The organism is Planomicrobium soli, assembly GCF_003014655.1.
Taxonomy (GTDB): Bacteria; Bacillota; Bacilli; order Bacillales_A; family Planococcaceae; genus Planococcus; species Planococcus soli_B.
This window is the reverse complement of sequence record NZ_PYAT01000005.1, coordinates 199,625-222,517: the sequence shown is the minus strand read 5'-3', so window position 1 is coordinate 222,517 and position 22,893 is coordinate 199,625. Positions and strand designations below refer to the sequence as shown.

At 43.3% G+C, this 22,893-nt stretch carries 24 protein-coding genes; 2 read left to right on the top strand and 22 right to left on the bottom strand.

What is annotated here, in order from left to right; genetic code table 11:
- Positions 1 to 132: 132 nt before the first annotated feature.
- The 8 genes from B0H99_RS08585 to B0H99_RS08550 all read right to left on the bottom strand — a co-directional run bounded on the left by B0H99_RS08585 (position 133) and on the right by B0H99_RS08550 (position 9,900).
- Complete coding sequence (locus B0H99_RS08585; protein ID WP_106533235.1) at positions 133 to 594, bottom strand: GNAT family N-acetyltransferase; 462 nt, start codon at positions 592 to 594, stop codon at positions 133 to 135.
- Positions 594 to 1,046: a hypothetical protein gene (locus tag B0H99_RS08580; protein WP_106533234.1), complete on the bottom strand. Its 453-nt coding sequence runs from the start codon at positions 1,044 to 1,046 to the stop codon at positions 594 to 596. The genes B0H99_RS08585 and B0H99_RS08580 overlap by 1 nt, the downstream gene beginning before the upstream one ends.
- Positions 1,047 to 1,285: 239 nt before the next feature.
- Positions 1,286 to 3,913, bottom strand: coding sequence for an MMPL family transporter (locus tag B0H99_RS08575; protein ID WP_106533233.1), 2,628 nt, complete (start codon positions 3,911 to 3,913; stop codon positions 1,286 to 1,288).
- A 3-nt stretch (positions 3,914 to 3,916) separates the two neighbouring features.
- Positions 3,917 to 4,360 (bottom strand): MarR family winged helix-turn-helix transcriptional regulator, encoded by a 444-nt coding sequence (locus B0H99_RS08570; protein ID WP_106533232.1) that lies wholly within the window; start codon positions 4,358 to 4,360, stop codon positions 3,917 to 3,919.
- Positions 4,361 to 4,465: 105 nt separating this feature from the next.
- On the bottom strand, positions 4,466 to 5,548 hold the full coding sequence (locus tag B0H99_RS08565) for an AI-2E family transporter (RefSeq protein WP_106533231.1): 1,083 nt from the start codon (positions 5,546 to 5,548) through the stop codon (positions 4,466 to 4,468).
- 147 nt (positions 5,549 to 5,695) lie between these two features.
- On the bottom strand, positions 5,696 to 6,829 hold the full coding sequence (locus tag B0H99_RS08560; RefSeq protein ID WP_245894465.1) for a CAP domain-containing protein: 1,134 nt from the start codon (positions 6,827 to 6,829) through the stop codon (positions 5,696 to 5,698).
- A 105-nt stretch (positions 6,830 to 6,934) separates the two neighbouring features.
- Positions 6,935 to 8,626 carry a hypothetical protein gene (locus B0H99_RS08555; RefSeq protein WP_106533229.1) on the bottom strand — a complete coding sequence of 564 codons (1,692 nt, stop codon included), beginning with the start codon at positions 8,624 to 8,626 and terminating at the stop codon, positions 6,935 to 6,937.
- Positions 8,627 to 8,823: 197 nt separating this feature from the next.
- Positions 8,824 to 9,900 (bottom strand): NAD(P)H-dependent flavin oxidoreductase, encoded by a 1,077-nt coding sequence (locus B0H99_RS08550; protein ID WP_106533228.1) that lies wholly within the window; start codon positions 9,898 to 9,900, stop codon positions 8,824 to 8,826.
- A gap of 132 nt (positions 9,901 to 10,032) precedes the next feature.
- Here B0H99_RS08550 and B0H99_RS08545 point away from each other — a divergent pair, with 132 nt between their 5' ends.
- Entirely contained in the window at positions 10,033 to 10,296 is a 264-nt protein-coding gene (locus tag B0H99_RS08545; protein ID WP_106533227.1) for a hypothetical protein, read from the top strand.
- A 207-nt stretch (positions 10,297 to 10,503) separates the two neighbouring features.
- Here B0H99_RS08545 and B0H99_RS08540 read toward each other — a convergent pair whose 3' ends face one another.
- Positions 10,504 to 11,355, bottom strand: a complete 852-nt coding sequence (locus B0H99_RS08540; protein ID WP_106533226.1) for a VOC family protein — start codon at positions 11,353 to 11,355, stop codon at positions 10,504 to 10,506.
- Positions 11,356 to 11,482: 127 nt separating this feature from the next.
- Here B0H99_RS08540 and B0H99_RS08535 point away from each other — a divergent pair, with 127 nt between their 5' ends.
- Positions 11,483 to 11,806: a winged helix-turn-helix transcriptional regulator gene (locus tag B0H99_RS08535; RefSeq protein WP_106533225.1), complete on the top strand. Its 324-nt coding sequence runs from the start codon at positions 11,483 to 11,485 to the stop codon at positions 11,804 to 11,806.
- A 32-nt stretch (positions 11,807 to 11,838) separates the two neighbouring features.
- Here B0H99_RS08535 and B0H99_RS08530 read toward each other — a convergent pair whose 3' ends face one another.
- The 13 genes from B0H99_RS08530 to B0H99_RS08480 all read right to left on the bottom strand — a co-directional run bounded on the left by B0H99_RS08530 (position 11,839) and on the right by B0H99_RS08480 (position 22,701).
- The gene (locus tag B0H99_RS08530) at positions 11,839 to 12,600 is read right to left on the bottom strand and encodes an STAS domain-containing protein (RefSeq protein ID WP_106533224.1); all 762 of its coding nucleotides are present in this window, start codon (positions 12,598 to 12,600) and stop codon (positions 11,839 to 11,841) included.
- A 149-nt stretch (positions 12,601 to 12,749) separates the two neighbouring features.
- Positions 12,750 to 14,384: a ribosomal protection-like ABC-F family protein gene (gene abc-f / locus B0H99_RS08525; protein WP_106533223.1), complete on the bottom strand. Its 1,635-nt coding sequence runs from the start codon at positions 14,382 to 14,384 to the stop codon at positions 12,750 to 12,752.
- 93 nt (positions 14,385 to 14,477) lie between these two features.
- Positions 14,478 to 14,615, bottom strand: coding sequence for a hypothetical protein (locus tag B0H99_RS17840; RefSeq protein ID WP_181313623.1), 138 nt, complete (start codon positions 14,613 to 14,615; stop codon positions 14,478 to 14,480).
- Positions 14,616 to 14,743: 128 nt separating this feature from the next.
- Positions 14,744 to 15,682: a magnesium transporter CorA family protein gene (locus tag B0H99_RS08520; protein WP_106533222.1), complete on the bottom strand. Its 939-nt coding sequence runs from the start codon at positions 15,680 to 15,682 to the stop codon at positions 14,744 to 14,746.
- A 53-nt stretch (positions 15,683 to 15,735) separates the two neighbouring features.
- The gene (locus B0H99_RS17835; protein WP_181313622.1) at positions 15,736 to 15,912 is read right to left on the bottom strand and encodes a hypothetical protein; all 177 of its coding nucleotides are present in this window, start codon (positions 15,910 to 15,912) and stop codon (positions 15,736 to 15,738) included.
- A gap of 283 nt (positions 15,913 to 16,195) precedes the next feature.
- Positions 16,196 to 16,609 carry an NUDIX hydrolase gene (locus B0H99_RS08515; protein WP_245894463.1) on the bottom strand — a complete coding sequence of 138 codons (414 nt, stop codon included), beginning with the start codon at positions 16,607 to 16,609 and terminating at the stop codon, positions 16,196 to 16,198.
- Positions 16,609 to 17,115, bottom strand: coding sequence for a GrpB family protein (locus B0H99_RS08510; RefSeq protein ID WP_106533221.1), 507 nt, complete (start codon positions 17,113 to 17,115; stop codon positions 16,609 to 16,611). Before B0H99_RS08510 ends, B0H99_RS08515 begins: the two co-directional genes overlap by 1 nt.
- Before the next feature lie 70 nt (positions 17,116 to 17,185).
- A complete protein-coding gene (locus tag B0H99_RS08505) occupies positions 17,186 to 17,659 on the bottom strand; it encodes a GNAT family N-acetyltransferase (protein WP_106533220.1) in 474 nt (157 codons plus the stop codon).
- A 162-nt stretch (positions 17,660 to 17,821) separates the two neighbouring features.
- Positions 17,822 to 18,664: a twin-arginine translocase subunit TatC gene (tatC, locus tag B0H99_RS08500; protein WP_106533219.1), complete on the bottom strand. Its 843-nt coding sequence runs from the start codon at positions 18,662 to 18,664 to the stop codon at positions 17,822 to 17,824.
- A gap of 10 nt (positions 18,665 to 18,674) precedes the next feature.
- Positions 18,675 to 18,935, bottom strand: a complete 261-nt coding sequence (locus B0H99_RS08495) for a twin-arginine translocase TatA/TatE family subunit (protein WP_106533218.1) — start codon at positions 18,933 to 18,935, stop codon at positions 18,675 to 18,677.
- A gap of 18 nt (positions 18,936 to 18,953) precedes the next feature.
- Positions 18,954 to 20,666 (bottom strand): GMC family oxidoreductase, encoded by a 1,713-nt coding sequence (locus B0H99_RS08490; RefSeq protein ID WP_106533217.1) that lies wholly within the window; start codon positions 20,664 to 20,666, stop codon positions 18,954 to 18,956.
- Positions 20,667 to 20,690: 24 nt separating this feature from the next.
- Positions 20,691 to 21,422: a gluconate 2-dehydrogenase subunit 3 family protein gene (locus B0H99_RS08485; RefSeq protein ID WP_106533216.1), complete on the bottom strand. Its 732-nt coding sequence runs from the start codon at positions 21,420 to 21,422 to the stop codon at positions 20,691 to 20,693.
- Between the two features lie 466 nt (positions 21,423 to 21,888).
- On the bottom strand, positions 21,889 to 22,701 hold the full coding sequence (locus tag B0H99_RS08480) for a LysM peptidoglycan-binding domain-containing protein (protein WP_106533215.1): 813 nt from the start codon (positions 22,699 to 22,701) through the stop codon (positions 21,889 to 21,891).
- Positions 22,702 to 22,893 lie beyond the last annotated feature (192 nt).

Sequence of the window (22,893 nt, the reverse complement as noted above, 5' to 3'; positions counted from 1 at the left end):
GGGATTTTCCTCTATTTCATGCCAAAAAGAAAAGGAGCGCGCGGCTCCCGAGTAACGTTCCGATAAATTTTAGTTTCCACTTTGAGGTTAGTCACGTGCTTGTTATTAGACACAGCATGAAAAGCTTTCCAGCTAAAGCGGGCTAATTTTATACTCCAACCGGATCATGTCACGGCACTGAATGCCATTCTCAAAAATTGGTTCCGGATAATGGCGAACAAAAAAATCCCGGTCGATGGAGACCATGCGGAATCCGAGCTTCTGATAAAAGGCGAGCTGATTGATGCTCGAATTTCCCGTACCGATCTCCACTGTTTCATAGCATAGGCGCTGTGCTTCAGCGAGTGCATGCTTTAGCAACTCTTTGCCGTAGCCTTTTCCTCTGGCACTTGTTGCGAGTGCAATATTTTTTATTTCTATGGTGGTTTTATTGAGCGGTACGAGGACATAAGTACCGAGCCGCTCGCCTTTATCTTCTGCAATATAACAATAACCGAACGCAGCATAGGCGCGAACCAGCTCTTCCAATGGATCCGCTTCAAGCAGCAGATCCATCGGCAGTGGTTCCGTATTAGGCAAACGCCGGATATCCATTAGTTTTTCTCCCGGAATCCTTGGTCAAGCAGGTATTCTTTCGCATCATCAAAAGTACCGAAACTTTCTTCCAGGTTCTTACCTGTGTAGATGTTCCAGAAAGGTTCTTCGTAAGCCAAAAGCAATTTGACGTTTTCGCGGTTTGTCCATGTTTTCTCATAAGGCGGTTCTGGCTCAAGCGATAAGTAATCCAGTGCATCAGCAATAATGGAGCGCAGTTCTTTTTCATTAAACTCGCGGATGTTGACAAAGCCTTTATCGTCTGCTTCATAATGCGGCAAGTCGCCAACATAAACAAAGCCGTTGCCGTTCGGGTGAAGGTGGTACACCACTGTTTTTTTATCATATAAGCTTTCCTCAAAGTGAAAATTCACACGCTTCATGGAAACGTCTTTACGCGTCAATTCCGGAAAAGACTCGATGATTTCCAGTTTTTGTTCAAAAGTTAACATGTTATTACCCCGTTTCTTATGGTTCAATCTTTGAATATTATAGCATGAAAAAGGAAGAGCTTTGGATGGGATTCATGTAACAATGGTGTTTAGTCATGTAAAAGCGGCCGAAGCACCTGTATAGAGGGTGATTGTTCATGTAAGAACTCAAAAACTTCATGTAAAAACCAAAAACTTCATGAAGCAATTTTTGGAACCCGCAACCAAACAAAAAAGCTGCGCGAACGCAGCTTTTTTCATTAACTCTTCACTTTTTTATCGACGAACGGCCACCAGACACCGCGGTCGAACGATACTGAAATTGCCGGTATCAATAGCGGCAAGACGATCAAGCCGTAAAGCAGCAAGCCAGTGATTACGATAGTGGCAATCTGTATGAGGCTGAGGACGCCGGATGGCATCATGGCACCAAATGTACCAGCCAGAATAACGGCCGCTGTGATGATGACTGTGCCCATTTTAGCCATTGAGATGCTCATCGCTTCGCGGACACTCACTCCACGGTGCGCTTCTTCACGGAAGCGGTCCAGAAGGAAAATAGAGTAGTCGACGCCAAGTGCGACTAACATAACAAAACCAAAGAACGGTACTGCCCAGCTGATTCCATCATAGCCCAATCCATTGACAAAGATCAGTTCCGCGATTGATATCGATGTATAGTAGGTCAACAGCAGCGAACCAATCATGTACAAAGGCATGATCAATGAACGGAATAAAATCGCCAGCACGATAAACAAGCTGATCAACATGATCGTTACCGTTTTGGTAAAGTCGCTTGATGAAACTTCCTGTAAATCGTTATTGATGCTTGAAATGCCGCTATAGGCAATTTCTGCATCTTCCAGTGGTGTCGACATCACTGTGCGGTCTACCGCATCTTTAACTTCAGCCGTGATGTCGATTGCTTCTGGCGAATATGGATCTTCAGCCAACACTACTTCCAGTTTCATGCCTGTGCCGTCTGCAAACGAATAGCGGTCAAGCACTTGAGCAAATTCTTCAGCTTCAAGCGTACCGTCAGGAATGAAAAGCCCGGTATCACCAGCCGCTTGGCTGCTGCTCATTTCCTGCATCATGTCTGTCGCGTCGGTCAAACCTTGCTGAATTTGAATGATGCCCTCATTAGAAGCACCGACTCCATCAGCAAGCTGGGAAAGGCCGGCACCAAGTTCGCCTGTTTGTCCGGCTGCTCCAGCCAATCCTTGTTCAATTTGCGCCAATCCGCCACTAATGCCGGTTAATGCCCCTACAGTCTGTTGTACATTGCCAGTTTGCTGCAGGCCTTGATTAGTCAATGCGAGCTGTTGATTGATTTGAGAGAGACTAGATGCCGCTTGATCAAGTCCGCCAGCACCGTTGGTTTGAGCGCTTACTCCGGCAAGATTCGTTTCAATTTCGTTCAAGCCTTCCTCGACTTCACCAAGTCCGTCGCGCGCATCTGTAATGCCATCAGCCAGCAAGCCGATTTGTTTGTCGACGTACAAGTCTTCAATAACATCTCCAGTCGGACGCGTAACAGTGCGCACCGCTTCAACTCCATCGATTTTCTCGATTTCACGGCTGAGTGATTCGAAATATGGCACAATCTCTTCTGTTGCAAGAGAATCTTTGGATTTTACAATCACCTGTACCGGCAAAGAATCCCCTTTTCCAAAACCGGCTTCAATGGCGCGAAGCCCTTTAACCGATTCATATTCCGAACCAATCTCATCGACCGTGTTGAAAGAAAGCGAGTTGTCATATGTGAATAAGAGCGGAACTGTTATGATGGCCACCACTAACATTGACAATAACGGACGATTGATGGACAGTTTGCTCATCGAAATCCATAATTTGCTGTCATTGTGCGAAGCCGATCCTTTTGCCGGCCAGAAAAGTTTTTCTTTCAGCAAGGCCATAAAGAATGGCACGACTGTAAACAAGACAAGAAGCAAGACGAAAATTCCGACAGCTACTGCAACAGCCGATTTAAAAATCGGAAATTCGGCGAAGCCGATGGCAAAAAAGCCAATAAATACGGCAATGCCGCTGATGAATAGCGTTCTGCCTGCAGTTTTATACGTGTTGACAATAGCTTCTGCTGTATCGTGTCCAGCCGTCAGTTCTTCTTTGTAGCGGCTTAAAAGCAAGATACAGTAATCAGTTCCAATCCCGAACAAGATTGCTACCAAAAATATCTGAGTATAATTCGATACCGGGAAACCAAACCAGTCGATGAAATATGCAACTATCGATTGGCTAAGCAAGTACGAAATTCCGACTGCAACAAGCGGAATGAACGGCGTAACGATAGAACGGAACACCGCTAGAAGCAAGGCGAAAATCAACACGACTGTAATGATTTCTGTGCGCTTTAAACCTTCCTGTGCACTGATGTTGACATCATTGTTGATGATAGCTTCTCCAGTTATATATGCTGTCATGTCTGCCGGAAGAATGGTTTCCCGGATTTCATCAGCTACCGCGTTCACTTCTTCATCTGTTCCATCAACCATAACCGGCATCAGGACCGTTTTTTGGTCTTCTGAAACCAATTGTTCTTCTAACTCTTTGCTTTCCACTGGATTAAGGACGCTTGTAACCGGATCGCCTAAATCCTCAATTTCACTTACCATCCGTCCAAGCGTGTCCCGTATTGAATCGTCAATCCCGTCCTCTAGCGGAAAGACGAGTGAGATGGTCTGCTCGGATGCATCGGCATCACTTAAAATCGTAGCTGCAATTTGAGATGATGCTTGATCGGAAAGCTGGAACGATCCTGCTTGTTCGGCTTGTTCCGCCAGATTAGGCGCCAATAAAAACAAGGCGACTGTAAGAACGAGCAAGCCAATGGTAATCGGCCATTTTAATTTTAGTACTGTACGCATTCCTTACACTCCATCCATTTTTATAATTTCTTTCAACTTGCGAAAAATGATCAAAAACTGCTCAATTTCTTCATCTTCAACTTGATCGGATAAAAGCTTGCCAATATAATCCGTCAACACCTTGTCAGATTGCTCAAGCACTTCTTTTCCCGCCTCTGTCAATTCCAGCAATTTTTCCCGGCGGTCTTCTGTTTGAACAATTCGGATTAAGTCTTTTTGCAGCAATTTTTTTATGCGGCTGGAAATGGCACTTTTATGGACCGACTGCAGCAAAGCCAAACGGCTCGAAGTGATTTTTTCTTCTTTGCTGATTAGCTTTAACGTTTGAATTTGCTCTGGTGAATATTCATTCCATAACGGATTATCCACTGCCCGTATAACGCGCTCTGTTCCATAAAACATTACTTCCTGAAAAAGATCGACTGCTTCTATTATTCTTTCATCCATAAAGTTTACCCCCTAAACTAATTAACAGTTTAGGGGGTAAACTTTCTTACGTCAAGCAATTTACTTTCCATAGAAAAAACCTGTGGAACAAGTCCACAGGTTTTTTTAATCCACGTCTTTTACAACAGTGTGCCCAATTTCCTGGCGCATGGCGTAAATATTTTTAACAATTGCTTTAAGCACTGCATAGACTGGTACAGCTAGAATGATGCCCCATAACCCAGCGATATTTCCGGCTGCCAAGATGATTGTAATAACAGTTAGCGGATGGACATCTAATGCGTTGCCCATTACGTTCGGCGTAATAAAGCTGCTTTCGATTTGTTGAGCGACGAACATGACAATGATGACATACACAGCCTTAATCGGATCTTGTACCAAAGCAATAATAACCGCAGGAATAACAGCAATATAAGGTCCTAAAAATGGGATGACGTTTGTGGCCATGCCGATAATAGCCAGCAATAAGGCATACTCCAGGCCGATGACCAAGTATCCGATCAACAACATAACACCAACTAAAAAGCTGACAAACAGCTGCCCCTGGATATAAGCTTGCAAGGTTTGATCAACATCATGCATTGTTTTACGGATCCACCGGTTGCGTGAGCCCTTAAAGAAACCGGAAATAAACGGCACAAACTTATGATGATCAATCAGAAGATATATCAGGAAGAACGGTACCAGTACGAGTGTGAACAAGCCAGACACGAAACTCATCAAAAATGTCAGCACCCATGTTCCGATTCCAGCGGCTCTTGCGCCAAACTGCTCTGTTACCCCACTGAGCTGTTCTTCAATTGAAGCCGGCAATCGATCTCGCTGCTCCAATAAATATTGAACATAGCCTTCAGTACCTTCAATTATTTCCGGTGCATTTTCAACCAACGTATTGACTTGGTCGCTAACAATTGGGCCAACCATTACATATAATAGCCAGAACACAAGCACAATGAGCAGAACAATGCTTAAAATACCTGACCATTTCGGAAGTTTTTTCCTTTCAAAAAAATAAAGAAGGGGCCTCGTTAAATAAAAAAGCACGCCCCCAAGCAATAATGGCACAAATATTGTTTGAGCAATGATGAACAGCGGATCAAATATTGCCTGTACTTCTATGAATAAACGGATAATGACTAAAGCAAGTATGATGCCGACACCCGCTTGAAACCAAAGTTTACTTGTCAACTCATGCACTTCCCTTCTTTTTCAATATAAAAGTAGTTTACCACGAAAGCTCCTTCTTCTAACGTCAATCAAAGGATTCTATTTTTAATCGTACAAAAATACATTTCAAAACAAAAAGACATCTGCGCAATATGCAGATGCCTTAAATTAGCGATTAAAGAATTTTTCTGTAAAGTAAGGCTGATTTTCTTTATTGAATGCCGCCCCGACTCCCAAAAAGCCGTAATCAGCCTTTACAATGTTTTCTCTGTGACCCATGGAATTCATTAGTCCTTCATGCGCAAAGATGCTGCTGTATTGGCCATACGCCAAATTCTCCCCTGCTACAAAAAAACGGATTCCGTCTTCTTCCATGCGGTCAAACGGTGATTTTCCTTGCTGGTTCGTGTGGCTGAAATAATTATTGGCCGCCATGTCCTCACTATGTTTCCGTGCGGTTCCAGAAACTTCATCATTCCATTTCAAAAGCGGCAAATTGCGCTGGATGCGCGTTGAATTAGTCAACTCAAACAACAGGAATTCCGAACCTTTTCGCAGCTCATCACTTGGATCTGCATAGATTCCTCGCCGTTTTTCCTCCAAATCCTCGTGAATGACCTGAATGGCCGTGACAGTATTTCCTTCATGGATATCATAAAAAACCGTAACGTAAATAGTGTCGATCTTGTACAAATCATATTCGTCCCGAGTATCCAAGATATATTGGACATTGCCTTTTCGCAAGTGCTTCAGAGGGGTTCCAAGGGCTTTCCGCACTTCTTCTTTCGTTGAATCCATAGACAGGTGTTCAGTCGAAGAAATAAGCGCTTGATTGGTGTACATCCCATTGACCTTTCCTTCTTGATCGTAAGAAAGCAAGACGTAATTCTGATAATCTTTATGGTAACTATGCCAATCTGTTCCGTACTCGTTCCGCATCAATCGCAGGGGGAAGCCCACTTTTGCCTGTGCCTCTTCTTTCGTCATGCCGAGCGTTATATTATGGATAGCAAAAAGAGAATCCGTTTCTGCAATATCGGGTTTGGCCACGGCTTCGGGAATCTCTAGCGCATTTTCCGAAACCAATGACTGAAGTTCTCCGCTAAGGCGGGCGGTGATTTGTTTGGCACTATCGAGCACTTTTTCAACTTCCGGACGTTCCGCTACATTCTCAATGGCCTGGTCAACAGAATCTAAAAAGCTCAAATCTACATATTCACTGGCTTTTTCTTCCCATAACGGACGCGCCACATATGCAAGCATCAGTATCATCAGCAACCAAAACAGTTTCCGCAAGTGCATCACCTCTTCCCTTCATTTTAATTGCCATTGCTGCAACTATAAAGCAATAACGCTCAACAGATTACAAGGAAAGCCCTATGCATAATAACAATAGGGCTTTTCCGCTCATTCAATTGCTTTAATTGTCAGTTCTCTTACCGGCAGGAACAATTCCCCTGTTTCCGAATAGGTTAAAGAAACGTTGTCGCCTTCTTGCAAGTAGATGGCCAAAGGCACCTTTTCAGAAGAGACAATGTAGTTTTTCCCATCTTTCAACAAAAATGAAATTATAGTGAAGTCGCCATTTTTTTCTTTGAATACCCGTTCAACAACCCCTGCTGTTTGCGCTTCTTCAGCATTTGATGTGCCATCAACTGTACTTCCGCCCCGCTGAAGAGCCGTCTTATATAAACGTAATGCATCATTTGGGGTGGCGGCAAAAACCGAGATCTCCGGATTTGCTGCCGAGACGATAAAATAGTTCTGCAAAAAGCCGTTGGAATCGAGCACTGGCGTCAGCCAACTTGTTTCACCGTAAAAGTTATAAAGCACAGGCATAGCTCCAGACCATTCTTTTTCAATAAACTGCTTTTCGATAATCTGCAAGTTTCCTCCCGAATCCATATAGGAGTCTTCCATATTGCCCGTGAAATACGTTGAATCCCCGCTCCGCGCATTCGTCAAGGAATAGCCGAGCATTGAGTCGACTCCTTCTTTCGGACTGGTAAAGTCCGTGAAATAGAACATGTCGCCCGCTGCGTCAAATACCGGGCTTACGTTGGCTTCCGTTCCTTCATCTGAGGGCAACTTCACATCTTTTTTGCCAAAAATGCTATTCCAGAATCCATGCACATATTCACCATAATAGCTATTTTCCAAACTGACCGATTCAGGAGAAACGGCCCCATCGATAAATTCTGGCACTTCAGCCAATGAATACGTTTCAGCCACTCCCGATGCCGGGTCCACCACGACAACCCCTTTTACCTTGAACCCGTTTCGTGCCGAAATGAATTCCCCGAACGATCGGATATAGAATGGTTTGCCACTATCGTCAATTTCAAGTTGCGGATCACCATAAAAAATCGCTTCCGGATTTTCAATGCGCATATGCCGCTCTAAATTTTTATTAAAATAAGAAGAAGGAGTGTACGCCATGTCAGCTTTCATGAATTTCGGATTGGCTGCCGCATCAGTTGCACTCATAGTAAAATACCCGGGTGTAATCTCCCCATTCCACCATTTGAAAAACCCGGAGAATTCGACCGGCGAAATGTAAACATATTGTCCATCCACTTTCTGAATCTGCAATTTCCCCAATTCATAATAGCTTGTATTCGGCACTTGTCCAAACGCTTTTTTCATTTTATTGCGTGCGAATTGCGGGGGCACGCTTGCCGGTGTTTGTGTTTCATCGAATGCTGTTATTTCCACTTGTTCATCCATTTCGACGGACTTGAATTTTTCCGTCGCGTTAAACAACGGAGCAGCTAAAACATATGCCCCTAAAACCAGCGAAGCTGCAAAGATCAGCCCTTTTATTTTTTGTTCAATACCGCTTGAAGCGAATACACCGAGCCCCGCAGCTAGAATCAACAGTGGCCAAAGCGATAACAAATTGCGGTCCAAATTCGTGAAATAATAGTACCCAGCGATCAATGCCGTGAAAAAAAGCAAGGTGATCGCAAGACCCACAAGCCGGGTTGCCAAAGTGCTTTTTTCTTTGCTGCGCTTTGTCTTCTTGCCTTCTGCCAACGGCGAAACGATCAATGCAGCGGCTAAAGAAGCGATCAATGCAAACAAGATGATATTTCCCATTATAATTCCCCTCTTTTTTTGATTCTCTCCCTCCTTTTATACGGATAGACGAAAGAGAAGTTTCACTTGATGCTTTTCACCAAGAAAAAGCAAGACTCATGTTTGGGAAACATTAATCCTAAAACAAAAAGTATTGTGGGCACTCCATAAAAAAAGCTGGCGTACAATCATCTAAGTGATTGCACGCCAGCTTGCTGTTATTTTTTGAAGTCCAGTTGTTCCGCTTGTTCCATAATTTCCCGAACAATATCGGCAGCCTTCATTTCCTGGGTCAGCATGCGCGTCGACTGGCCCGCCCATAAGGACATAAATTCCGGATTCGCCTTTTCTGACGCTGCTGCCCGAATATCTTTTGTGGCGGTATTTTGAGAAGGAAATGGCAACGGCTCGATTTTCGCCTGCTCGAACTCTTCGATAAAACGATTTTTAATGCCGCGTGCCGGACGCCCGGAAAAACTTTTAGTGATAACCGTGCTTTCTTCCGTACTGTCAAACAAAGACTGTTTGTACACTTTATGAGCAGCAGATTCTTCTGAGGCAAGAAAACGTGTTCCAACCTGAACAGCTTGCGCACCAAGGACAAGCGAAGCTACAAGCCCGCGGCCATCCGCGATGCCTCCAGCTGCAATGACCGGAATATTGACCGCATCAACGACTTGCGGCACAAGCGACATAGTCCCGATTTGCGCGCCGTAAGGATGATTGGCCAGCTTGAATGTACTCCGGTGCCCGCCAGCTTCACTGCCCTGGGCGACAATAGCATCTACGCCTGCTTGTTCTGCTAACTTTGCTTCATCCACAGTCGTCACCATCGCGATAATTTTGGCGTTTTTGCTTTTGGCCTGTGCCATCTGCTCTGCCGACAAAAGGCCGAACGCCGTGCTGATGATTGGCACATCAAGCTCTAAGCAAATTTCAAGTTGCTCGGAGCTCCAATCCGGAGAAGCCAATGAAGCAGGTGGACCACCAATTCCAAGCTCCGTACGAAAAGAGTTCAAGACTTGCTGCACTTCCTCAAGACGCGAAAAGTCATCTGTTGCTTCAGTTGCAAACAAATTGACGCCAAACGGTTTTGACGTCCGTGCCTTAATGTCGCTGATAGCCAAGTGGAGTGCCTTCGGCTCCATATACGCGGCGCCCAGCGTCCCTAGTCCTCCTGCTGCGCTGACAGCTGACACTAACTCTACAGTTGTCGGTCCTCCCGCCATCCCCGCCTGGATAATAGGATACTCAATGCCCAGCAACTCGCAAATAGGTGTTTTTAATGAAACCATCCTTGTCCTCCTCTCGTTATCTGATATCTTTTTACAGTATCCCGTAACTGGCATTTTTCTACAACCGGGAACTTTTTTGCCATACTTGTCGTTCTTATTAAAAAGCAGATACAAAAAGGCGGGATTACTACAATGAAGGGGTTCCTTTCACTTTTGGGCATCACTTTGATCGTCAGTGCATTTGGATTGATACTCATGATTTTCATCGGTAACCCTCTCGAGGAATGGAAAAGTGATGAAAGAATGTATGCTTATATCGAAATGCGCCAACATCATTCTGCAGAAATAGCCACCCAAAGCGAATTCGCTTTAAAACCAATAGTTGCATCAGCATATGAAATAACGAACTTCTATATAAATCTGGACAGCAGTTGCGAGAGACCTTTTCGCGATTAATATAAAAGGGTGGTCGAAATCGTTCTTTGACGATCTCAGCCACCCTTTTTCGTTCAAACAATATCCATCAAATACAGTTCCCAACATTTTCTTCATGAATTTTTCGGGATCCCACATGATTTTCCGGTTTTTTTACAGGACTTTTCGAATCCATCCAAGACCATCAAGCTTCTTAGCTTTTTACACGAGCTTTTGCACTCGAGAAGATTAGACGGTCAGCCGAATCACATTTCCGGCTGGATCTTTTGTTTCCATGTACTTTTCGTATTCTACGACTTCCGAACCAATATGCCGAAGTTGATCAACTATCCTCTTTCTTTTTTCCTCTGCAGCAACGTTTAAGGTATAGTAATTCAATCCTGCCGTTTTTTCAGGAAGCGCCGGAATGCCCACGCCGTTCCAAACATTCAATCCGATGTGGTGATGGTATTTCTGGTCGGCAATAAACAGCGCTTGCCGCCCCATCGAAGTTACAATTTCAAATCCCAAGCCATCCACATAGAATTGTTCTGCTTGTGCAAGGTCCGATACATGCAAGTGAATATGTCCCATAACAGTGCCATCCGGAATTCCCTGCCATGTTCCACCGGACTCCTGTGCAGCTCTGATAATCCCTTCCGCATCCAAGGGATCAACTGCCATCCTGATTTCATCGTTATCCCAATCCCATTCCTCCGCGTCCCGGTCACGGTATATTTCAATCCCATTTCCTTCTGGATCAGACAAGTACAATGCTTCACTCACCAAATGGTCCGAGGACCCAAGCTCAATTCCCCGGTAATGCAGATGAAGCAGCACTTTCCCGAGCTCTTCCCGGTTCGGAAGCAAAATCGCAAAGTGATAGAGGCCGGCATAGCGCTCACTTTTCGGCATCAGCCCATCAATTGTCTCAAGCACCAGCAGCGTCTTGCCTTCTGCTCCAAGCCCCGCCTTTTTTTCTGTTCGGGACAATAATTCAAAACCGATTGTTTCCGTATAGAATTGGATCATTCTTTCTAGATCTAATACCTTTAATCCTACTTCAGCCACGTAAGTGACTGGTTTTTGGTGAAAATTCACAGTACTTCCCCTCCCATTCAGTTACTTTATGTAACTTATGATATTTTAATAATAAATAGTTGTCAAGTAACCCTATTCTTTTAATTTACGATATTTTTTGCTATTATAGGGGAAAGGAGTGAGGAACATGGATACTTCCCTAATTTGCCCACGCTTTGAAAGTGCCATTTCAATTTTGAGCCAACGTTGGACCGGCTTAATCATATATCAATTGTTATCAGGGCCACAGCGCTTTAGCCAATTGACCGAATCTATCGGAATAAGCGGCCGCCTCTTGTCTGAACGGTTAAAAAACTTAGAAGCAAACGGTCTTGTTACCCGTACTGTCTATCCGGAAACACCCGTGCGCATCGAATACCAGCTAACAGAGAAAGGGATAGCGTTGAAACCTGTCATGGATGAAATCCAAAACTGGTCCCAAGCCTGGGTAAAACCGGTTGAAACCAAATAAAACAGCTTATCCGGCCAAGCGGATAAGCTGTTTTATTTTTCCTGATGATTGATGATGTATTTTAATCCTTCATAAGCCGTACTGAACGTTTTCGTCTTGCTTCCTAAAGAGACAATAGACATTGCCAGCTTAGGGCTTATGCCAACTAAAATGCAATCGGTTCCGATGAGCTTCAGGCTATCCGTCAGCATCTGGATTTGATAACGGATTTGATTTTCAAATTCCGTGATGCCACTCAAATCGACAAGAACGTGCTCTATGCCTTTTTTCGAGCATTCCGCTAGTACCGTAGCCAGCAATTGGTCAGAACGATCTTTGTCAAACTCGCCGATGAGTGGCAATGCAATTGTCTTCTCCCAAACGCTTAGAATCGGGATGGACAATTCCTTGATCAGCTTTTCATTCCGTTTTTGTTCTTCTGCTTGCGTCGTTACATCCATGAGCATAACAATATAACCTTCGATTGCGTTTTCACTATTTTTAATCGGTGTAATCACAATGTCCGTTACAAACTCGTTGCGGATGCTGATCCGGGATCGGTGAGTGTCGTTCAATCCTTCCATGAGCCTTTTTTGGCGTTCCGGCTGTTTGTGAAAACTGTCCATATTCATGCCGATAAGCGCCTGGCAATCGGCGATGCCAAATAACGGTACTACTTCCGACAGCAATCTGCATGCCTCGGAGTTCATCCATCTTATTGTATATGAATTATCAGCGATAATAATCGTTTCACCAATATGATCCAGCGCGTGCAATAATGAAATTGGTTCTGGGATTGTTCCTATCGCGGCCATAGCGTTCCACCTTATCAATCAATTTGGTTTTTACTTTATACCCATTATGACATAAAACTATTCCGCCTATCGACATTACATTTTCACTCCATCAAAAAAGGGAATCGCACTTTAGGTGCCATTCCCTGATCATCGGTTAACCAACTCATTTACTTGATGGCTATCGCCTTTTTCTTTTCTCTTGCGAAGGTATAATTTCCATCAAATCGTTCAATCGTCTCGTCGCGCAGCCAGTACGTCACCGGAAAAAGCTTATCGAGGAAATAGCGGTCATGGGATACCGAGATGATGGTTCCCGGAAAATCAGCGAGCGCTTCTTCCATGACTTCTTTCGCTTCTAAATCCAAGTGGTTTGTCGGCTCATCCAATACGAGCAAATTATGGTTCATGTGCATCAATTGAGCCAACCGGAGCCGCATCCGCTCGCCGCCGCTTAGTTGCCGGACGGGCTGGAACACCATATTTCCGAAAAACAGGAATTTCGCCAAGATCGGACGGGCATCGTATTCGGAAACCGGCACTATATCGCGGAATTCCTGGATAATGGTACGGTCATTGTCCATTTCAAGCGTATGCTGGGACAAATAGCCGATTGATAATCCGGTGCCTAAACGGATCTCTCCAGCATCCACCGGCTCGTTTCCTAAAATCATATTCAAAAGTGTCGTCTTCCCAGTCCCGTTAGATCCGACAATCGCCACACGTTCCCCGTAGCGAATGTGCATGGAAACGTCGTGGAATAAGATACGGTCGCCGAATTCTTTCCAAACCTCTTCCATCCGGACTACATCTTTTCCGCTTCGGTCTTTCGCTTGGAAATCAAGGGCCATTTGCTTTTTCGACAAAACTGGACGGTCCAGCACATCAATTCGCCCCAATGCTTTTTCCATGCTTTTGGCTCTTCTGTGCATGCCGGCATTTGGCGGATTTGCTCTGTTCGCCCACTCTTTTAGCCGCTTAATCGTTTCTTTCATTTTCTGTATTTTCTTTTGCTGGTCTTGGTACTGTTGGAATTCAATCAATAATCTCGCTTCTCGTTCTTTTACATAAGCTGAATAGTTTCCTTTGTATTGGATTAAATCGCCCTGATCCAATTCCCAAATATGGGTCACTGTTTCATCCAGGAAGTAGCGATCGTGCGAAACCAGCACAATGGTGCCTTTATAATGGACAATAAACCCCGCCAGCCATTCGATGGCTTCCAAATCCAAATGGTTGGTCGGTTCATCGAGCAACAGCAAATCCGGTTCTTGCAGCAATAATTTGGCAAGCCCTACTTTTGTGCGCTCACCGCCACTTAAATGCCCCCATTTTTCAGACTTCAATTGCTTGATTTTCAAGCCATTCAGCACTTGATCGATTCGTACGTCGATTTCATAGCCACCCCGTTGGATAAAGTCATCTTGCACTCTGCCATAACGCGAGAGCAGCTTTTCCATCTCTCCTGCAGAAGCTGTAGCCATCGCATTCTCCATCGCAGCCAACTGTTCTTGAACTGCAGCAAGCTCCGAAAAAACATCCAAGAGCAGTTGATAAACCGAAATCCCGCCCTCTTCATCCGGTGATTGCTTCAACAGTCCTACAGCACTTCCTTTCTGCCAGGTAACCGTTCCTTCAGTCGGCTGCAAATGGCCGGCCAGCACATTCAACAGGGTTGTTTTTCCTTCTCCGTTGCGGCCCACCAAACCGATTCGCTGACCTAGGGCAACCTCGCCTTTTATATGATTGAATAATTTTTGTGTCGCAAAATGGCACATGATTTGTTGAAATTGGCTAATAATCATCGTTCTCTCCCTTTCGTTGAAGAGACTAAGCCATACAAAAAAGGGCATGCACAGACGCATGCCCCCTTGAATCCGTTCGTAGGCAGATGTCTCTTACTGGTTATTTTCACTCCATGAAATTGACTGAAAAAGGACAGACTTGTCCCTTGCAGCAAATCCAGTGAAAAAGACGCCATGAAGGATATACAAGTATTCTTCGCAATCCGTCATGCGCTTACCAGTTTGATTCATCTTACCCACCTCCTTCGTTCATTTCTTTTATCATAGGTGAAGCGAAAGATGCCGTCAATAAAAAAACAGAATATTCTTTTCTTTTTTTGAAAATAAAAAACGGGAGTTTTATTCCCGTTTTTCGTCTGCTACCCATTATATTTGGACTTTGGATGGGCTGTTTTCAATACATCGCCGATCCAGCCGCGTCTTCTTAAGTAAAGGTATAGTACCACTGTAGTTGAGACAATGAGTGTAAGCGCCATCGGATAACCAAATGACCAGTGCAGTTCCGGCATGTTATCGAAATTCATGCCCCATAATCCACCAAAAGCCATAAGGGGAGTGAACAGGGTCGCTAAGACGGTCAAAGTTTTAGCAATTTCGTTTCCTCGATAGCTGGCAATAACGTTTTCCATATCAACCAAGTTATTGATTTCATCTTCATACGAATCAATCAGCATGGCACAGCGTTCAATGCGCATCGACGTGCGATAAAATTCCGGCTCTTCTTGAACGGTTCTGCCAAACACTTCCGGTATAGCCATTTTGATTTCCAAAAAACCGATAACCAGATGTTTCCAAAGAAATATTTTATGGCGGACACTTTGAATTTCTTCAAATGTTTTCTTGTTATTTTTCTCTTCGATAGCCCACAACAGATTATGAAGGCGCTCTTCGAGAAGGTCGATTTTTCGGAGGATGGCATTAGACATCTTGCCAAGCATAATCATCATAAGCTCAATTGAAGACGAGGCATTCTGCATTTGCCGAAGAATAGCTTCTTCGTCTAAATCCTCGTCTGTTTCAAAAGCCAGCTCATTTGTCACTAATACATCTTTAGAAAGATAAAAGTGAAAGATATCACGAGCACTTCGGTGCTGTTCACTTTGCCTAAAAACCAATGAACCCCAAATTGCTTCATGCCCCGGTATGGAAGTTTCGGTATGTAAGACATTAGCGGTGATCTTCCCGCATTCCTGAATCCATGAATGCATTTTTTGGTTTTCAGGCATGAAATCACGAAAATCTTCATCTTTTAAATCTACTTCCCGCCAAATCGAATGGTTAAATTGATGGTGCGGCATCAAAAACCCCTCCTTATTTCCAGATTAAAAAAGCAAGCCGCCGCAGGCTTGCTTTACTTATCGCTATCCTCGTTTTGATCGGTATCTCTGTACTTCTGATTTGAGTTTTCTTTGTACTCCAGTTCCTTATTCGGCAACAAATCAAAATCTTGTTCAGGCGACGGTGGTGTATCCCGATGCGGCTCAACTCTCGGAATCAGCTCTTCGCCCTCATGATCGCCTTTTTTCATCGCTGCTCCTCCTAAGATAATGATTACCTTATAAATACCCATTTTGCTTTTAGTGTAATCTTACTGTCGCATTTAGCAGGAGGCGCATACAAAGTATAGCGGGAAGCGACGCTGTAAATATATGGAAATATCTACCTGTCTAAAGAAATACCAAATCAGCCAGTTTCAATGAAGGAACTTGACTGATAAGTGTACTTTATTGAATCTTCTTATCTTTTAATAGAAAGCATGTTGAAAGGCTAATTAAAAGAACTAAAAAAAGAGCTGTTTCATGTATTTCTTTTTAATTTCTTACGAGCGATTCAATAAGCGGAATATCATCCGGATAAGCCAAATTCAGTTCTGCTAATCCTTCAATCGGTTTCCAGGCAACATCTGCAATCCATTCATCATCTGCCAGAACCATAATTTCTCCGCCTGTCAGTTCCACTCTAAAATAATGGAGTTCAAATGATACAGCCGCATTTTCATAAGTCCCCCTTTTCACCGTCAATTCTTCAAATGCCCGGACACTTAAACCTGTTTCTTCCTGGAATTCCCGCTCACAGCTTTCCCGGAGCGTTTCTCCAGCTTCTTGGCCGCCTGAAGGCACCCCCCATTTTTTTTCTTCCCCTGGCGGGCCTTGCAGCACCAGTAATACTTCGTTTTTATCGTTAACGCAGATTCCTGCTGCGCCTTTCCAGTTCGACATTTCCATCAAATCTCTCCCATTGATCGTTTTTCAATTTGCAGCACTAAAAATTCTTTTCCTTCAATATACAGTTCAATGTTATCAGGATATTCTCTTGCTAGCTTCTTTTTCAATCTGCTGTACTCTTCTGCTGCATGAGGATTTTCTTGAAGATAGCTGCAAAATGCTAAATGGCGCACAATTTCTTTACTTCCTTCCTGATAAATATGGACATGATGGGTTCTTTCATCTCCGCCTTTTTCAAAATAGCGTCTGCCGGCAAGTCCATTTTCGCCTTTGGCTACATATCCCAACTCCATCAATTCCAAGTTGAAATCATCAATTTTCTCTATATCCCGGACAATTGGCATCAAATCAATTACCGGTTTTGCCGCCATGCCTTGCACGGACGTACTGCCGATATGATAAACAGTCAAGCATCCCTCTCCTAAAACCTTTCGGATTTCGCTTGCTGCTATTTCAAACTGCTTCTTCCATGCCGGGTCGTATTCAACGACCTCCACTTTTCTCATCTTCACTCCCCCTAACTGCATATACAAGAAAAAACGGCTTGCCGCTGCAAGCCGTTGCTCTCTCTTTTATCTATTCTGCCGCTTTGCTGTATGCATCGTTCAGTCTTAAACTATGTGTCGCTTCCGGCAATCCAAGATCTGCTGAAAATCCATTGGCCCGGTAAAAGGCGTCGGCATTAGCAGAATCAGTCCGCACCACGATTTCGCTGAAATGGCCACGCCCATGATTGATGATTTCTTTAAGCAACATCGTACCAATGCCTTGTCTGCGCACATGCTGAGAAATATAAAATCGGCGAAGCCTTCCTACACCGCCTTTAGTTGAATACGGATCCCGGTTCAAACCGCCGATAGCTACAAGGTGCTCTTTGTCGTCCCATACGCCGTAAAGCACTTCGCCTATTTTGTTGAACGTATTGGTGCCATCTTCATACTGGCTGACCAATCGCTTAAGAAAACGATAGCCTTCAGCTTCGCTTTCTTCCACTAATTTCGAGACATCCACCGTTGTTAAATCTTTGATTTCTCTAAGTTCTACGGTCATTTAATAGCCTCCTCATTATAGTGTATATGCTGCTGGTTCGCTACACTCTTTCATGTTCTTTTCTAGTGTATAGGAGTTTCCTGGCAGTTTCCATAAAAATTCTAATTTTTCTTTCTATTTAAAAGAAAAAACTGTGCTTCAGCACAGCCTTTTTCCTTCCACTTAGATAGTGGAAGATTCGATATTCGCTTTTTTCACTTCAATTCGTTTGATCAAATAGATGCTTGTCTCGTATAAAGCAATCATTGGAACCATGATAATAAACTGACTGAGAAAATCCGGCGGAGTGATTATAGCAGCGATAATCGCAATCACTAAATAAGACCATTTCCGGATGGTTTTCATCGTGCTTGAAGTAAGCAAGCCAATTGATGATAAAAATAAAGCAACAATCGGCAATTCAAACATCAATCCTATAGGAACTGTTGTAATGATCAAGAAATGAATATATTCACTCGCTGAAATCATCACTGCAAAATTGACAGCTCCCATTCCAAGCAAAAAATTATAGCTTAATGGATTAACAATGAAATAGCCGAAAGCAATGCCTATAAGAAAAAGGAAAAGCATAACAGGAGAGTACAAGCCGATGAACTTCGATTCTTCTTCCTTTAGCCCTGGTTTTACAAATTGCCATAAGAAATAGCAAAGGAAGGGCAAGGAAAGGCCTAGAGCCAATGTCATGGAGATGGAGGTATAGAATCTTATCACTTCCATCGGTCCCAAAATAACCAGATCGTGCCCTTTGACGATAAAAGGAAACCAGTAGTTGATGGTAGAAAAGACCAAGATCAAAAATACGAAGAAGACTAAAGCACTTTTTATTAACTGCTTTCTCAACTCTCCTAAATGATCGATCAACGTTTCTACATGGTTATCCGGTTCTCTTATTGGCGGTTCAGGCTGCTTCGGAATTTCGGTGCTCTTTTTTTCTATAGGCTCTTCTGGCGGAACCGCTTTTTTATGCAACGGACTTATCAGTTTTCGTTCTCCATACGGATCCATTTAACCACCTTCATAGTGTTTCAGATTTTTTCTTATCAGTGGCTGCTGCTTGTACAGGTGTTGCCGGCGGCGGTTGGATCGTAGTTTGTGCCGGTTGATGAGGTTGCGGCTCTGTATCTTCATCGTCCATAATCCCTTTTGTAGAACGTTTAAACTCTGATAACGTCTTTCCGACAGCGCCTCCAATTTCAGGCAATTTCTTCGGCCCAAAAAGAATAAGTACGATGACTAGAATAATGATCAATCCTGGAACTCCAATAGATGAAAACATAATGCATTACCTCCTGTTTTAGGCGAGTGCCCCTCCGTCTTTGCTATACTTGATAATTCCTTCTGCGCAGCGATAAGCAAGTGCCCCGACGGTTCCTGTTGGATTGTATCCGCCGTTATGAGCAAAATTCCCTGCCCCTACAACAAATAGATTCTCTGCATCCCAATGTTGCAAGTAGTTATTGACTACACTGTCATCGCGGTTAGTTCCCATTATTGTTCCACCAGTATTATGAGTCGTTTGATAAGGAACAATATCATAATCAGAAATCGGGTTGCCGCCTACTACAGTTTTAGCTCCCATCTCTTGCATGATTTCTCCGGCTCTTTGTGTTAAATGGGCATGCAACGCTCTATCTTGATCGGTAAAATTATACGTTAACTGCAGCAAGGGTACGCCATAAATGTCTTTGTACGTACCGTCAAGCGACATGTAATTTTCTTTGAAAGGCATTGAGGCACCTTGTCCGGTGATATTCAAAGTTCTTGTGAAATTATGAATGGAAGCTTTCTTGAAATCCGCTCCCCAAGAAGGCGTGTCCGGTGGAATAGGATTATGCAAAATTGGCCTTAGCCCTGTTTGGGTGATGGACAAACTCGCTCCATGAATAAAATCCAAATCACTATGGTCAAAATTGTCGCCATTAAAATCATCTACAGTCATACCAAGTGCTCCGGCTCCCATAAAGGTATTCATCTGTTCGTCAAAAAAGCCAGTAGCGGACGGGAGAATCTGGTAACCGTAGTTTTTTCCGAGAGTGCCGCGCCCTGTTTCCGGATCGTATTGTTCACCAATATCCGAAACCATCAGCAACTTCGCGTTATTCATGATATAACTAGTCAGAACAACTACTTCCGCTGGTTGGATGAACTCTTCAAATGTTATCGTATCAATATATCGGACTCCTGTAACTTTATCGTCTTCTTTTAGTATTTCCACTGCATTTGCATTGTACTTGACTTCAAAATTCCCTGTATTGAGAGCTGTTGGAACAACGGTGACTTCCGGGGATGTTTTTGCCCCATACGCGCAACCGAAGCGTTCACAAAATCCACAATACTGGCAGGCATTGATTCTTGCTCCATCCGGATTTTCGTACGCTTCCGATAAGTTTGCCGACGGCATCATGAAAGGCGAAAGCCCCAACTTGGTCGAAGCAGTTTCAAACTTTTTCAGAATGGGTGTTTTCTTCATAGGAGGAGTAGGAAATCCTTCCGATCGCTTTCCCCAGAATGGATTGGTGTCTTCTCCTGAAATTCCTGCCGTTTTTTCAAACCGGGTAAAATAAGGTTCCAGTTCATCGTAAGTAATGCCCCAATCTTGAATGGTATAATCAGCGGAAAGTTTGTTCTTTCCATACTTTTCTTCCGTCATTGTCTTAATTTGGAAATCATAAGGCAAAAAACGCCAGTTCTGGCCATTCCAGTTAGTACCAGAACCTCCTAGACCTTCACCAAGTAAGAAAGAACCCATCTGCCGCATCGGTAAAGCTCGTTGATTTCGCCTATTACGGAATGTAATGGTTTCTCTTGATAAATCTTGCATCAATTCATAGCGGATAGCATAGCGGTATTCATCGTGAACAATTGAATAATCTTCTGTGCTTCGTTCACGTCCGCGCTCCAAACCCACTACTTTCAGGCCTTCTTTAGCACATTCAGCTGCAATGATCCCGCCCGTCCAACCCACACCTACTGTCACCACATCAACTTTTTCTAAAGTTGTCACCATTAAAATCCCTCCAAGTATGCTGTGCTACATGCCCAGTGAGCGCGGTTCAATTTCTTGAAATTTTTCACTGTCGACCTGGTTAATATAAGCCGCTTGATGACCAGGGAAACCTTTCATTCTCCAGCCATCCATGTTTGCGTTTCCGTTATAAACCGGATCTGAATAAGCACCCTCCAAAGTCGCTTGCCGCAGCAACCTGAAAAAGAATAAAGAGGAAACTCCCTTCATCTTGATTTCATCTTCTTGAAAGGCTGTTAAAATTTCATCCATCTGTCTTCCTTCAAGATCCACAAAATTGGCATTGAAGCGATTTTTCGCTTCAGTCTGCATGGCTTGAAGGCCTTGCCGGAATATTTCATTTCTTCTTAAACGGCTCTGGTACCCCTGAGTCCTCTCCCCTTCATAAAAAGGAGGCTGCATGTATTCTTTTGAGTTTTCACCATATGCCCCTGCCAATTGACGGTCGATAAAGTATGGAACATTCAATCTGATTGCTCCTGGCCCCAATTCATCCTCGGGGAAAATCCGTTCTGTAGCTTGCATTAGAATTTGGAATTCCTCATTATTCGTGAAAAATTGAAGATGAAGAATACCTCCGGTTGCACCTGAAGGCACTGTTGCAGTTGAAGACCCAGTTCCTCCAGCATTTGGCCCAATCAACCCTCCGATTACTCCGCCTCCAATCAAAGCCCCGGCAGCGATACCCGAAGTTTTCAAAAAATCGCGTCTAGAAAAGTTCTTTTCTTTCTTTGCCATCTTTTGACCCCCCATATTTTAAATATTACAACTATTTAACAGATAGATTTTTTAAGAAATTTTAAAGCTACAAGAAAAAAAGAGCTTACTGTGCTATAAGTTATTATCAGAAAGTAAATATTATGTTTTAGTTTTATTTATAGCAAATCCCAGCATGGCAATGTAACTTGAGCTTGAAGAAAATTTAAAACACTTCTATTCCTTCAAAGAACACGAGACAGCCGCTTCAGAAAACAACCCAACTATCATATAGAAAAGAATCTCCTCTTATTGTTGTACTTAATTTCCACAAAACTTCTAAAAATATTATTCGCTTTTAACTTGAGGATAACTCTATTAAACCATACATTCAATAAAAAAAATTAGAAAAATCAGAAAAGTGGAAAATTCTCTTACATATTACTCTCTTTTTCCCCATAAAAAAAGGCCGAGGGAATGAACACCTCGGCTTTGTAGCATTATTTGCTTATTTCAAAATCTTGATTTTAACTGTTTTGCGGCCAAAATTTATGGCTGCATCTTGTGACGGAATGAACAAATCAATTTTATTGCCTTTGATTGCTCCGCCAGTATCTCCAGCGATAGCTGTTCCATATCCTTCTACCCAAACTTTAGAACCAAGTGGAATAACTGTAGGGTCTACAGCAATTACTTTTTGGTTCGGATTTGAACGAAGATCTTGTCCTGTAGCTGTAATTCCTGAACAACCTGCACAGAATGCAGTATAGGCTGTTGCCGTTACAGTCATCTCTTTACCAGAAACCGGTTCTGCAGAAGCTTTTGTTACTGCTGCTTTTTTAGCCGGTGCTGCTGCTTTTTGTGCCGGTGCTGCTGCTTTTTCCACTTTTTCTGCTGGTGCTGCTGATTCAACTGGTGTTGGTACAGAAATTGGCGTTCCGCCTTTGACTACCAATTTATCTCCTGGATAAATCCAATGGCCTGTAATGCCGTTCCAGCTCATTAAAGCATCCAGTGAAATCCCGTGTGCTTGAGCGATTTTGAATAGCGTATCTCCACTTTGTACTATGTACGAAGATTTTTCCGCTGCTTGTTGTTGTTTTTCTTGCCCTGCTACTTCAAGTTCTTGATTAGGATAGATGATGTCCGATGACAAACCATTCCACCCTTTTAATTGATCCACTGATACGTTCCGCTCTTGAGAAATACTCCAAAGCGTGTCCCCGGATTCTACTTTATACGATGAATTAGCGCTAGCTTGACTTGCTAAACCTACACTTAATGCCGCAACTGCCGTGAACGTGATAATTTGTTTTTTCATGAAATGAAATTCCTCCTTCTCACTGTCTGAATGCATCATAACACCTTAACATTTCAGGAAGATGACAGGAAGACGGTTTAAACTTATCAATTACGTTACGTAAAAGTATGATATATTACGGCTTGTAATATAGCTGGAAATACTTTGATAAAAAATAAAATTAATCCTATTTAAATTTTTTGTATTATTTTA